The sequence below is a fragment of the Promicromonospora umidemergens genome (assembly GCF_024171995.1).
GTDB classification, from domain to species: domain Bacteria; phylum Actinomycetota; class Actinomycetes; order Actinomycetales; family Cellulomonadaceae; genus Promicromonospora; species Promicromonospora umidemergens.
On sequence record NZ_JAMTCT010000004.1, the window covers coordinates 85,898 to 98,155 of the forward strand.

General features: G+C 69.0%; 14 protein-coding genes. 9 read left to right on the plus strand and 5 right to left on the minus strand.

Features of this window, described 5'->3' with window-relative positions; genetic code table 11:
• Positions 1–2: 2 nt before the first annotated feature.
• The 8 genes from APR04_RS08745 to APR04_RS08780 all read left to right on the plus strand — a co-directional run bounded on the left by APR04_RS08745 (position 3) and on the right by APR04_RS08780 (position 7,791).
• A complete protein-coding gene (locus APR04_RS08745) occupies positions 3–353 on the plus strand; it encodes a hypothetical protein (protein WP_253869342.1) in 351 nt (116 codons plus the stop codon).
• Between the two features lie 286 nt (positions 354–639).
• Positions 640–1,530 carry a hypothetical protein gene (locus APR04_RS08750; RefSeq protein WP_253869343.1) on the plus strand — a complete coding sequence of 297 codons (891 nt, stop codon included), beginning with the start codon at positions 640–642 and terminating at the stop codon, positions 1,528–1,530.
• A complete protein-coding gene (locus tag APR04_RS08755) occupies positions 1,527–2,501 on the plus strand; it encodes a hypothetical protein (protein WP_253869344.1) in 975 nt (324 codons plus the stop codon). Before APR04_RS08750 ends, APR04_RS08755 begins: the two co-directional genes overlap by 4 nt.
• A gap of 58 nt (positions 2,502–2,559) precedes the next feature.
• Complete coding sequence (locus tag APR04_RS08760) at positions 2,560–3,549, plus strand: class I SAM-dependent methyltransferase (RefSeq protein ID WP_253869345.1); 990 nt, start codon at positions 2,560–2,562, stop codon at positions 3,547–3,549.
• A 122-nt stretch (positions 3,550–3,671) separates the two neighbouring features.
• A complete protein-coding gene (locus APR04_RS08765) occupies positions 3,672–4,184 on the plus strand; it encodes a hypothetical protein (protein WP_253869346.1) in 513 nt (170 codons plus the stop codon).
• A 200-nt stretch (positions 4,185–4,384) separates the two neighbouring features.
• The gene (locus APR04_RS08770) at positions 4,385–5,476 is read left to right on the plus strand and encodes a hypothetical protein (RefSeq protein ID WP_253869347.1); all 1,092 of its coding nucleotides are present in this window, start codon (positions 4,385–4,387) and stop codon (positions 5,474–5,476) included.
• A 214-nt stretch (positions 5,477–5,690) separates the two neighbouring features.
• Positions 5,691–6,683 carry a hypothetical protein gene (locus tag APR04_RS08775; RefSeq protein WP_253869348.1) on the plus strand — a complete coding sequence of 331 codons (993 nt, stop codon included), beginning with the start codon at positions 5,691–5,693 and terminating at the stop codon, positions 6,681–6,683.
• 85 nt (positions 6,684–6,768) lie between these two features.
• On the plus strand, positions 6,769–7,791 hold the full coding sequence (locus APR04_RS08780) for a hypothetical protein (protein WP_253869349.1): 1,023 nt from the start codon (positions 6,769–6,771) through the stop codon (positions 7,789–7,791).
• 203 nt (positions 7,792–7,994) lie between these two features.
• On the opposite strand, the gene APR04_RS08785 is transcribed toward APR04_RS08780, so the two are convergent.
• The 5 genes from APR04_RS08785 to APR04_RS08805 form a co-directional block, all read right to left on the minus strand.
• A complete protein-coding gene (locus APR04_RS08785) occupies positions 7,995–9,335 on the minus strand; it encodes a tyrosine-type recombinase/integrase (RefSeq protein ID WP_253869350.1) in 1,341 nt (446 codons plus the stop codon).
• Positions 9,336–9,338: 3 nt separating this feature from the next.
• Complete coding sequence (locus APR04_RS08790) at positions 9,339–9,599, minus strand: helix-turn-helix transcriptional regulator (RefSeq protein ID WP_253869351.1); 261 nt, start codon at positions 9,597–9,599, stop codon at positions 9,339–9,341.
• Positions 9,600–9,790: 191 nt separating this feature from the next.
• Positions 9,791–10,024, minus strand: coding sequence for a DUF5302 domain-containing protein (locus APR04_RS30990; protein WP_308292332.1), 234 nt, complete (start codon positions 10,022–10,024; stop codon positions 9,791–9,793).
• A gap of 162 nt (positions 10,025–10,186) precedes the next feature.
• Positions 10,187–10,657 (minus strand): transcriptional regulator NrdR, encoded by a 471-nt coding sequence (nrdR, locus tag APR04_RS08800; protein ID WP_253869352.1) that lies wholly within the window; start codon positions 10,655–10,657, stop codon positions 10,187–10,189.
• A 119-nt stretch (positions 10,658–10,776) separates the two neighbouring features.
• The gene (locus APR04_RS08805; protein ID WP_253869353.1) at positions 10,777–11,223 is read right to left on the minus strand and encodes a LysM peptidoglycan-binding domain-containing protein; all 447 of its coding nucleotides are present in this window, start codon (positions 11,221–11,223) and stop codon (positions 10,777–10,779) included.
• Between the two features lie 190 nt (positions 11,224–11,413).
• On the opposite strand from APR04_RS08805, the gene lexA reads away from it, so the two are divergent.
• Positions 11,414–12,229, plus strand: a complete 816-nt coding sequence (gene lexA / locus APR04_RS08810; RefSeq protein ID WP_253869354.1) for a transcriptional repressor LexA — start codon at positions 11,414–11,416, stop codon at positions 12,227–12,229.
• Positions 12,230–12,258 lie beyond the last annotated feature (29 nt).

The window sequence follows — 12,258 nt, forward strand, 5'->3', positions numbered from 1 at the left end:
TGATGTACGACCTCACGGGCCTGATCAACGACTGGCCTGCGGCCGCCGTCGGCGGCGTTCCCGTGAAGCCCTCCTACTCCTGGGACCCCGTCGCCGTGCTGGCACGCCTGTGCTGGCCGGACCACGCGATCTGGGTTCCCGGGCATGCCAACCGGTGGAACAAGAACTTCGTGCTGGTCCTGGTGACCCCGAACGAGAACGATCGCCGGAGCGAGACGGGGCTCTGGCTGCACTGGACCGACGTCGCCCGGGCAGTGCCTGCTGAGGCGTCCAGGGCGCCGAAGCCTCCCGACGTGCCGAGCTCCAGAGCGCGCACGGAGGCACAGATCCGGGGCTCGGGTCAGTCGGCCTGACCGAGCGGGACACATCCTCTGACGTACACCCCTCTTCGCGGATCAGCCTGCCCAGCCGCCCGCGCGGCCGCCGCGGATATTTCAGGGCCATGGGCACGTCGCCCCAGGCGGCTCGCCTCCACGGGCAGTTGCGGTGGGTCTGGTGGTGGGCGCGCACCTGCCAAGGGATACGGACGCTACCCCGGCGCCCGTGACCCGAGCAGGGAGCCATCATGACGATCCCCATTCGGCAGAGCCTGGAGGGCGTCTTCCTCACCGGGTTGCGGCCCGCCTCCGGGAGCGCATCATGAGCGGCCCGAACGACGTATCCGGCTCCGGCCCGACCGAATCTGATCTGCCCGGCTCGGCCCCCCAGGCTGAGCCGCCGGCCACGCAGGACGGCGCGCCGGACGATCCGTCCCAGGCCTCGCTCCTGCGGATGCTGGGCTGGCGCCCCGGAGACCCTCTGCCCGACGTCGACGGCCTGGCCGACGCGTTGGACGAAGCCGGCGACGACACAGATCTGTCCGCCCCGGACTCGGATCATGCCCAGGGCCTGGGCAATGCTGCGCTGGCCTCGACCCCCGACCTGTTGCTTCCGGCAGAGCCGGAGCCAGTGGTGCCGATCAACTGGAACACCCTGGACGCGGAACGGGCCGAGCAGGAGTGGTGGCAGCTGGACGCGTTCGTGTACTGGCTGCGCGACGACTTCGGGCTCACGCCCCAGGAGCTGCCACCGTTGTGGCACCGGCACCCCGAGCTGGTGTGGGAGCTGTCCGCGCTGCGCACCTCCTGGCTGGCCGCCCACGCCGAGGACGCCCACCCCGGCTCACCCCTGATGTGGCTGCGCGACCTGGGCGACTCCCGGCGCCGGCTGCGGGACTGGGTCCAGCGCTGCGGCACCACCTTGACCGAGGACCGTCCCACCCGCCGCACGACCTGGCCCGGCGAACAGCCCGCCCCCAGCCCGGTTGCGGTCACCGTCACCGACCGGGCCACGGACTTCGCCATCTTCGTCGCCGACGACGTCGCCCGGCGACGCCGCATCGAGGCCGACGCCCAGGCCGAGATCGAGCAGGCCCGCGCCGAGCGGATGAGCCGGCTGCGCCGGTCCTGGGTCCTGCCCACGACCGGCGCCGAAGGCCCCGCACCGGGCGCGGTGGCACCCGACGTCACGGACGAGGAGGACAAGTCATGACCCCCCAGTCGCACACCCAGGTTGCTCGGGAGCGGGCAGACATCGCGGCCCTGACCGCACAAGCCCATGCGGACGCCACCGGTACGCACGCTCAGCTCGCGCCCATGGTCTGGGACCTGCTGCGAAGTTTGGGCGCCCCGGTCGGCGGACGGGCACTGGCCTTCGGCGTGGACCCGCGGGTCCTGCTGACCGGGGACCCGAACCACCGCGAACCGCGTGACGCCGACGGGTTCCCTGTGCACGACCGGTGGCAGGGCCTCGTGCCGGGGGCCAGGCCGGACACTTACCGTGACGCGGTCCCGGTCACTCGGTATCCGCTGCGCCTGGCCATGGCGCGACCGTTCGACGTCGCGGTGGCGTCGATGCCGTACAGCGACATCCACCTGCGCGGCCGCGAGGCCCGGGCGATGCGGCTGCACAGCTTCCATATCCAGGCCACCGAAGCCTTGGAGGGGCTGGCACCCGGCGGGCACGCCGTGTTCCTGGCCAACCACTCGGTCCTGGACTTTCCCGACCCGTCGCGCTGGGCGCGCCTGGCCCAGATGGCCGACTTTCTCGGCGCGGTCCGGCTCCCCTCCCATGCACTACGCACGGCACCGGCGTGCGACGCACCGGTCGACATCCTGGTCCTACGGCGCCGCGAGACCCCGCACCCCGCCCCGGGTCTGCGGTTCCCGGCCGTGCAATGGTCACCCACGAACGAGCTGCACGAGAGCACCTACTTCAGCACCCACCCCGACCGGGTGCTGGGCACTCGCGACGTGGGCACCGACTACTGGGGCATGAAGCAGCTGGCCGTCCACGACCCCGACCACACCTGGCCCGGCCGCCTCGATGCCGAATTCGGCGAGATCGCCCGCCAGCACGGTTCCGACAGCACGACGCCGGGCCTGGCGCAGGAACACGGCAGGCCTGCGCCACGGCACGATGCCACCCACCCGCGTGAGGAACCGCCCGGCCTGCACCTGTGAACGCCCATAGCGCAGCTCATCAACCAGCCCGCGCAACGACGAAAGAAGGGCACTAGTCATGGAGTTCGACGAATCCAATATCGAGTTCGTCCAGGCCGGGCCGGAGATGGTCTTGGAGTTGCTCGCCGAGAAGAACCACCACGACACCTCGGCCGCCGTGGCGCACCAGAACATCGCGGCACAGCTGTGGCCGCACCTGCGTGCGCTCGAGTACGCGACCGGGCAGCTTCTCGCGGTCGGAGAAGACGTCGACCTTCTCGCCGGCGCATCGCCCGACAGCCCGAGGCTCGCCGACAGCATCGACGACTACGAGGAAGGCGAGCTCCTGGCCGCGCACATGCCCCACACCGACCAGCCGCCGCACCATGGGCTGCGACTACGGTCAGCACGCAACCACGAGGTCGGCGCCGCCGACCTCGTCCTGGCCAACCTCCCTCTTGCCGACACACGGGCTCTGACCCGGTCCACCAAGACCGACATGGCGATGATGCACCACGGTGTCATCCGCGACGCCCTGACCTGGCTGAGGCCCGGCGGACTCCTGGTCACCACCGCCCACCGCCAGCTCCTCGAAGGAACAGACGCACAACCGCGCCGTTCGATCGCCAAGCACGCGGACCTGATCGCGGCCGTCCGCCTGCCCGCATCCGCACTGCGCCGAGCACTGTTGCTCGACAGCCCCGTGGACCTGCTGATGCTGCGCCGTCGCGAACCCGGTCACCCGCCCGCCGGTCTGAACTTCATCGAACGCAGCCCAGTACACATCCACGACGCCCCAGACATGCTCATCAACGACTGCTACGCCATCGCACCCTGGGCAGCCGCGGGCAATATCGTGCCCGACCCGATCGACCCCGACATGACGACCGTCGCCCCGATGGGTGGCGACTTCGGCCGGACGTTGTCCGAGGCCCTCGCGACGCACACGGACATCGCCATCGACGACGGGCTCTACGCGAAGCAACGCCCCGCGCGCCGAGCGCGCCCCGCGCCCCCGCAGAACACGCCGCACAATCCGAGTACCGGTCCCGAACCGCACGCCCTGTAGCGCCAAGCCCGGACCCCGCGGGTGGGGCCTGAACCGTCCTTGCGCTGATGGCCAGGAGGATCCGCCGCCCGCGCCGCTGAAATCGCACACCCTGACCGGAGGCGAGAAGCGTCATGCCCGCGATGAACTTCGACCAAGCGATGCGCGCCGAGCGCTGGCACGCGCTCACCCTCGGCATCCCCGGCATGGGTCCCGGAGCGGACGCGTCCCGGCTGCGCACCGCGCGACGTGTCTGGCAGGAATACGTGGCCTACAGCCAGCGGGTCTACGACTCCCAGATCTGGACGTACGACCCCGACCCACGGCCCTCGTTCTGCCTGTACCGGATCATCGAGGCCAGCGGCAACATCCAACGCGTCGTCGATGCCCCCGACTTCGCCGGTGAAGTCCTGCGGGACATGGGCCGGGGGTACCGGGAAGAGATCGTGTCCGACGAGGACGGAACCCGGTGGGAACGCTTCAGCCCAACGATCAACGGCTACCGCGCTGCAGCACGAGAGACCGCGCACATCCGCGCGCAGCTGCAATTACGCGGCCTCATCCCGCCCCGACCGCGCGGGCAGGCGGTGACCTTCGGGTTCCTGCCTCCTCGCTACGAGCCGCCCACCGCCTCGGGCATCGAGCCCCCGTTCTGATCTGCCTCCGCTCTGGCCTCCTGCGAATCTTCCATGCGGTGTCGCGAGCGGCGGCGTCCACGGCACACCTTCCCGACACACCCACGCGGGAGGAGCAAGACGATTACCCAGAACGTGTCCCCTGAGAGGACCGGCAGGCCCCGCCACGAGCAGCCAAGCACTTCAGCGGTCGACGACCGGGCTGGGGCGGCGAGCTGAGCATGGACCCGCTCGGTAGCTTCGAATTCTCGCCCGGCCTCGCGGAACTGGCCGATCTGGCCGCGCTCACCGACCGTGAGACCACCGACGCGACCGTGTCCCACGAACAGATCGCCAAGGAACTCTGGACCGCCCTGCGTCGGCTCGGCGTCAGGGGACAGATGCTCGTCCTGGGCGAGGACGCAGAGGTCTACGCCGGCCTTCCCCAGACCGAACGCCGTATCTCACCAGGTGCCACGGCCGAACTCGTCGGCCAGGTACCGGGAGCATCCTGGCCACACACCGGGCTGCAGCTGCACCAGCACCCTGGTACGCAACCGGACCCGTTCGACCTGGTGATCAACAACATCCCGGCCAACGACCTGGTGGCCCATTCGACCGTGGGCTCCGCTCGACAGTGGCAGCAGCACGCGATCAACACCCTCGGCTCGATCGGGCTCACCGGCCCGGGCGGGCTGACCATCCTCCTGGCTTCCAGTCGGCTTCTGGACGACACCGAGTCGTACGTGCGGCGTGAGATGAGCCGCGCGGTCGAGCTGCTCGGCGCGCTCCGTCTGCCTGCGGGCGCACTGCGCCGCGCCCCGGGCAATGACGGAACCGTCGACCTGATCCTGCTCCACCACCGTGGGTCACCCGGCACGACCCCGTTCACCGAGTCGATACCGGTCACGCTCGACGGCCGCGACGTGCACGTCAACGAGTACTACGACACCCGCCCCGACCACGTCCTGGGCACCCTGGCCAGCCGTGACAACCCCTGGGGACCAGCGGACACAACTGTCGTCCCCGGCGGTGTGGGCCTAGCTACGGAACTACGAGCAGGCCTGAATGCCATCGCCCGCTCCGCCCGCGCCCGTGGCCTGCCACTGCCGGCCGACGCGGCTGATCTGGACGTGTCCATCGACTCCACGACGGGCGAATCCGGTGACCGGGCCTCACGGCGCCCTTCCGCGATCCGAGCCCAGGATCTGGGTGAGGCACGTGCTGTGGTCGCACGGCTGCGCGCCCAGCGCCGCGACGCCTTCCCGACCACGCCTGATCGCCCCGCGCCGCCGAGGAGTCCGGGTCCGGAGCCAGAGCCACCGGGGCTGTGAGTCGGCGTGGCCAGGCCTGCTCCGACACAACCCGCCACGCCATCGCGCGGGCGTACGGATCCGCCCGTGCACCGCACCAGCCGCATCCCCGATTAGAAAGGACGCCGTCATCATGAAGCAGAGCAACCTCGCCGACTACCTCGCCCAGCTGCCCTACACGATCGGCCACCACCTCGGCGACCAGCACGTCGTCGTCGGAGCATATGACTCCGACATGAAGACCGTCGTGCATGCCGCGATCGACTGGAACGACGGCCTTGGCGGTGACAACGAGACCGCCGAGCAGACCACCGCGCACCTGGACAGGGCGCTTCGGCAGCATCACGTAGCACGACTGGTCGTGATCGCCTACGGCCCTGACGGACCGGCACGTTCACGTGTCATGGCCGACGCCCTCGAGGGCGCTTTCGGCGTGCGCTCCCTCCAGATCCACGTCCACGACGGCCACGGACGGATCCGTAGTAACACGACTGGCGAATGGGGACGCGCAGTTGCCGTCGCCGGCTTCGTGCCCCGGGCCGCGCTAAGCGGTCATACCCCTGCCGCCTCACGCACCGAGCTCCTGGAGTCCGTGGCGCCGTTGCCGGCCCCACTGTTCGGGCCGCTCGACCCCGGCCTGGCCACCAAACTCCTTGGCAGCTCGCCCCTGCTGCAAGCTGAGATCGCGCAACGCGCCCTGGACACCCTGGCCGCGGGCAGGGTCGACGACCTCCAACAGATGACGGTCCTGTCCCACCTGATCACCACCACCCCCCTCACCCGCGACAGCGTGCTCGTCCATGCGATCAGGGACGGCGACGAGCTGATGGATGCCCGGACCGATGCCCTGGTGCGTACCTTTCGCGCGGCACCACTCGATCAACGGCCTCAGCTCGCGAGCACCACAGCAGCAGCCACCTTCCTCGCCGCATGGCACCCACCGATCGTCCAGGGCCTGCTGCGCCACGCAGACAAGGACGCGGAACTCACCGCCCTCGTCTCCCAAGCCATCCGGCTCGGAATCGACCCCCGGCCCATGCGCCCGACCCTGACGCAAGCCACCAATGAACTTCTCGCCGAAGCCGAGACGGCCTGGGCCGCTCAGCGCTCCACGGGAGCGCCTGCCAGCGGCAGGGCGTCGATCCCGCCAAGAACACAGCCGTGGCCATCTACGCGCCACGTGAACGCCGCCCCCTTCGATTCAGGAGCGAACACACGCGATCTGTAGACCGCGCGCCCCAAGACTCCGGCTGCGACCCAGCAGCCGCCGACGGCGGCGATACCTACGACAGAGGCAACCGAAGGAAGACGCCATGAACGCGAAGGACGAGAACGTTGAGGGCGATGCGCATCTCGCCGCAGACCTGATCATGGGGCAGCTGCACGCCGGCACCGACCTCGTGGTGCGAGCGACCGCGCTGATGGACCGCCGCGCCCTGGAGGCACACCAGCAGATCTCGGGCGTCGACCGGCACTGGCAGATCGCGATCCACCTGTGGCCAGCCCTGAAGTCCGTCGCACACCACACCGAACAGATCTCCGGTCATCTGCTGGCCGCAGGTGTCGACGCCGACATGCTCGCCGGCCTCGGCCCGCACCCGCACTACCTGCGCGACCCACAACGTCACCTCGTCTTCCACACCCCGATCCCACCCACCAGCCAGTGGCCACACAACGACCTGCCGTTACACAAACTAGGCGCGCAGAACGACCCGGGACGCTACGACCTCGTACTGGCGAACCTGCCCTTCCACGACGTGGCGCTGTTCGATCCCGGCCGGCGTGCTCGCCTGGGCGCCTACCACGGGGACTTGGTGGCCAGCGCGCTGGACCAAACGCCAGGCGGGTTAGCCGTCGCGATCGCGTCTCCGGTGTTCCTGGATCACCCCGACGCGGCGCTGCGCCAGGTCGTCGACGCGAAGGCCGATCTGGTCGGCGCGGTTCGTCTCCCGGGTGGAGCGATGCGACCCGACAGCCACGCCAAGGGACCGACAGACGTCCTGTTCCTCTGCCACCGTCAGCCCGGCCAGGCGGGCCCCGGCATCCCAGCAGCGCGCGACGTGATCACCGAGTCAGGCCGTGGTCACCTCAACGAGTACTGGTTCAACAACGCTGAGCACGTGCTCGGCCAGTTCAGGAGCGATCCTGAGTCAGCGACCTTCACGGTCGATCCTCGGTCTGAGCCGCTGGGCCGATCGCTGCAGGTCGCGTTCGACCAGATCGCCACCGTCACGATCAACAGGCTCCAACCCAATACGTCCGGTCATCCCACACCAAGGCCCGGCCCGCATCGGACACCAGAATGCATCGCTCCGGCCTATACACCGGACCTGTAGTACAGCGCCCTCCGATCTCTCGCGATGCCAGTTCGCAGTCTGCCGCGCCGGTCACCCACCAGCTTGCCCCGGACATCAGCCCGCCGATCTCCCTGAGCCAGGGTGGCGCCGGCCTGATGATGTGCCCGACCCTCAGCGGTTCGCAGCTGCGCCCAATCGGCGCAGCCGTGAGCCGCCGAGCGAATGGCACCGCGGACAACTGGTCAAGCCGCCCGTACCTCGGTGCGGGCCTCCGAGCTGTCATTGCCGTTGGCGGCGCCGCTCTTGGTACCTTGGCCCACCTTTCGCAATCGCGCTTCCTGTTCTCCGATCTCGACCATCGCCTGCAGAACGGCCGACACATCGGGTGCATGGCGGAGCCGTTCGATGTAGTTCCTGCCGGTGACACCAGCCTGGATCTTGTGGCCAAGCAGAGCTGCGGCTTCAGCCACACCGCGCTTACGAGCGACGAACGTAGCGACGGTCGATCGCAGAAGGTGGGGATACACCTCTCCCGTCATGTCGGCTGCTGCGAGTGCCGCACGGAGCTGCCGTCGAAGGTTCGACGGGGCCTGGCATCTCAAGACAGTGCCGTCATCGCGGTAGCGGCGAGAAGGGAACACTGGCATCGCCGCTGTGACCGTTGCCGGCTGGATCGTTCGAAGGGATTCGACGACAAATGGGGGAAGGGTGATCACGCGTTCGCCCGCATCGGTCTTAGGGATGTCCTGACGCACGCAACCCTGTCCCCGGATGGGAACCATCGTGGCTGCAATTGTGACCCTGGATACTCCGTCCGCGGAATCGAGATCGACTTCGCCCCACCGCAGTGCGAGCGCCTCACCGATGCGCGCGCCGGTGCCCAGCAGGACATCGATCACGACTGCCAGGTTCCTGCTTGGGTCGGGTCCAGGACGGTCCCTGCCACACTCGACCCACTCGCGGACCGCCTTACGCAGGCGGTACACGTCTGTCGCCGTGATCGCGCGCGGTACGGGCTTCTTCAGGTCCGGCGTGATTGTCTTGCGCATCGGATTGTCACGGATAGCGTCATGGATGACCGCCCGGTCCAGCACCATGTTGAGGACGCTTCGAATCCGGACGGCGGTCGTCGTCATGTCTCTTTCGCCAGGCTTGCCGCGAGCAACGATCGAGTCGATGAGACGCTGGCACAAAGCTGGGGTCAATTCGTTCAGGCGCTTCTTTCCCAGCACCGGAACCGCATACCGGTCGAGTTGGTACTCGTACTTGTCGATCGTCTGCGGCCTCATCGGTGGGCGGGGCCAAGTCGAGCGAACTCGCATCTCAGTTATCCATTGGCGGCACGCGAGTCCCACCTTCGATTCTGGTTTGAGTTCATCCGAGCCGCGTGCGGCCTTGAGCAGTTCGGCCACGGCGGCTTGCACCTTGAGGCGTGCCTTGTCCTCGTGGGATCCGTTTCGAGAGACCGGCACAATCTCTCCGGTCATGAGCTTGAGCCGGGTCCGTGCCCGCCATGTCTTCGGCCCGGTCTGCTTGATGGAGATGTTGCCGTGTTCGCCCGGCTGGAGCTCCGTTCTGCCCATCGCTCACCACCCCGATCCGGTGATGCGGCGCTCGGGGGTAGCCTCGTCGTCACCGCTCTCGGTGTCCGCGACGCGCGACTCGAGCCACGCGCGCACGTCAGCGTCGGCGAACAGCAGGTGCCGACCGATCTTGTAGGCGCGCGGCCCCTGCCCGTGCTTCCGCCAGGTGTAGACGGTTCCGGGCGTGGTACGCAGGACCGTGCACAACTCGTCGAGGGTCCACATCGGGGTGCGGTCCATTGGCTTGTCGTGCGAGGTGCTCATGTATCTGAGGTGCGCCAACGGCGCCGACAACGTCGAGCATCCGTAGGCACTGCCGGTCACTTCCAGGCGCTCAAACCGTGTCACGAACCGTGTCATCGCAGGTCACCTATCCCTTCACTAGGCGCTCTCGCGAGACAACAAAGGCCGCCGACCAGGTCAAATACCTGGTCGACGGCCTCGGTCGAGCAGTCTCAGCCGGACTTGCGGCGGAACATCTTCTGCACGGGGCCGGTCGTCTCCGAACCGTGCACCGCACCGGTGTTCACGTCGCCGGCAGCGGTCCGGTGCCGGGCCGCGTTCTTGCGGTCCAGCGCCTCCTTGAACCGTGCCTTCGCGTCCATGCTCGGCGCTGTCGCCGCCTTGGGCTCCTCTACGCCCTCGGCCTCGACCTCTGCCGCCTCGGCATTGGGCTTCTCGTCCGTCACACCGATCACCTCCTCTTGTTCCGGGGGTCCCTCGATCGGGTCCGTCGTCGCCCAGCCTGCACTACGGCACAACCAGGTGCCAACATCTTTCGTCAGCCACCGGACCGGACCCGGCCCGGCACGTGGCCGCGCGACAGGCCCGCGCAGACCCACGCAGGCCCCTCAGGACTGCGCGGCTGCCCGTTCGGCGCGTTCCGCGCGCAGCGAGGTGATGGCACTCTCGAAGTCCTCGAGGGAGTCGAACGACTGGTAGACGCTCGCGAACCGGAGGTAGGCCACCTCGTCGAGCTCCCGCAGGGGGCCGAGGATCGCGAGACCCACCTCGTACGCGTCGATCTCCGCGCTGCCGTTGCTCCGCAGGGTCTCCTCGACGCGCTGGGCCAGGATCGCGAGGTCGTCGTCGCTCACCGGACGCCCCTGGCACGCCTTGCGCACACCCGCGGCGACCTTGTCGCGACTGAACGGCTCGGTGGCGCCAGAACGCTTGACCACGGACAGGCTCGCGGTCTCGACGGTGGTGAACCGCCGGTTGCAGTTGGGGCACTGGCGCCGGCGCCGGATCGACAGGCCGTCGTCGGCGGTCCGCGAGTCCACGACGCGCGAGTCAGCATGGCGACAGAACGGGCAGTGCATGCTCACTCCTGCGTGGTCGACCACCGACCGGAGACCTCCGGCCGCGCCCCGACCGTAAGCGGGCAAACCACACCCATGCAACATCGCCGCACCACTTGACGGCGAATTGTGCTCTCTCGTCACTCCTTGGGAAGGAGCAACAGCTCCCCGACCCGGAGAGCGCCCGACGACATCTGGTTCAGCTCCTGGAGCCGCCCGACGGCGTGCCGGACGTCCTCGCCGGGCTCCGCGACCTCCTGGGCGAAGCCCCAGAGCGTCTCCCCCGGCTGCACCGCGTGCACCCGGACCTCCGTCGGCTCGCCCGGGGAGCCGGCCACCGCCGTCGCACCCCAGGTGATCGTCGGCGCCAGCAGCAGCACGGCCAGCAGCACGAGCGTCACCCGGCCGCGCCGGGTGGGCCGCAGGCCGGCCAGGCCGAGCCGGTCGGCGATCGTGCGTTCCCGGGCCGGCCGGTACGCCGGCACCACGGTCGGCCGAGACGCCGGTACGTACGCCCGGCCGTACGACGGCACGTACGGCTGTCCATACGTCGGGGTGTACTGCCGCAGCGGGATCACGTCCCCCATGGCCCCTCCTCGAAGTGTGACTGAGCTCTTGTCGTTCATACAGGCGTTCGTCGAACGCACGTACCATTGTGTAGCACGAGACACCGTCGATGTCGAGACACGCTCGAACATTCGTTTGAGGGATGTGAGTTTGTGATCTAGAGTGGGTCGCGCACGGGAGAACATTTGTCGGAACGGGAGGGGCACGGGCATGACGGGACGGGACGGGACCAGCGACACGAGAGCCGTCGACACGGCACTCTCGAGCGTCGCCACGCTGGACGGGCCAAGCGACAAGGCGGTCGCTGACGTGCACGCGATCTCGCCGACAGACCGCCTCACCGAACGGCAGCGCCTCGTGCTGGACACGATCCGGCAGTCGTTCGAGACGCGGGGCTACCCGCCGTCGATGCGTGAGATCGGCGAGGCGGTCGGGCTGGCGAGCCCGTCGAGCGTCAAGCACCAGCTCCAGATGCTCGAGAAGAAGGGCTTCCTGCGCCGCGACCCGAACCGGCCGCGCGCGATGGAGCTCGTCGAGCCCTTGGCCGACCAGGTCGACAAGCCGACACGCGGCGAGATCCACTGGCCCGAGCCGCGCCGCAGCGGCCAGGTCCACTGGGGTGGCTCGGTGCCCGACGACGCCAGCACCCCGCCGCCGTCATACGTACCGCTCGTCGGCCGGATCGCCGCCGGTGGCCCCATCCTGGCCGAGCAGGTCGTCGAGGACGTCTTCCCGCTCCCCCGCCAGCTGGTCGGGGACGGCGAGCTGTTCCTGCTCAAGGTCGCCGGTGACTCGATGGTCGACGCCGCGATCTGCGACGGGGACTGGGTGGTGGTCCGGCGGCAGAACGTCGCCGAGCAGGGCGAGATCGTCGCCGCCATGATCGACGGCGAAGCCACGGTCAAGACGTTCAAGCAGGCGGACGGACACGTCCTGCTGCTGCCGCAGAACCCTGCCTACGAGCCCATCCCGGGCGACGAGGCGCAGATCCTGGGCCGCGTGGTAGCGGTCCTGCGCAGCCTGTAAGCGCGCGAGCGATGAGAACGGGGTTGTGT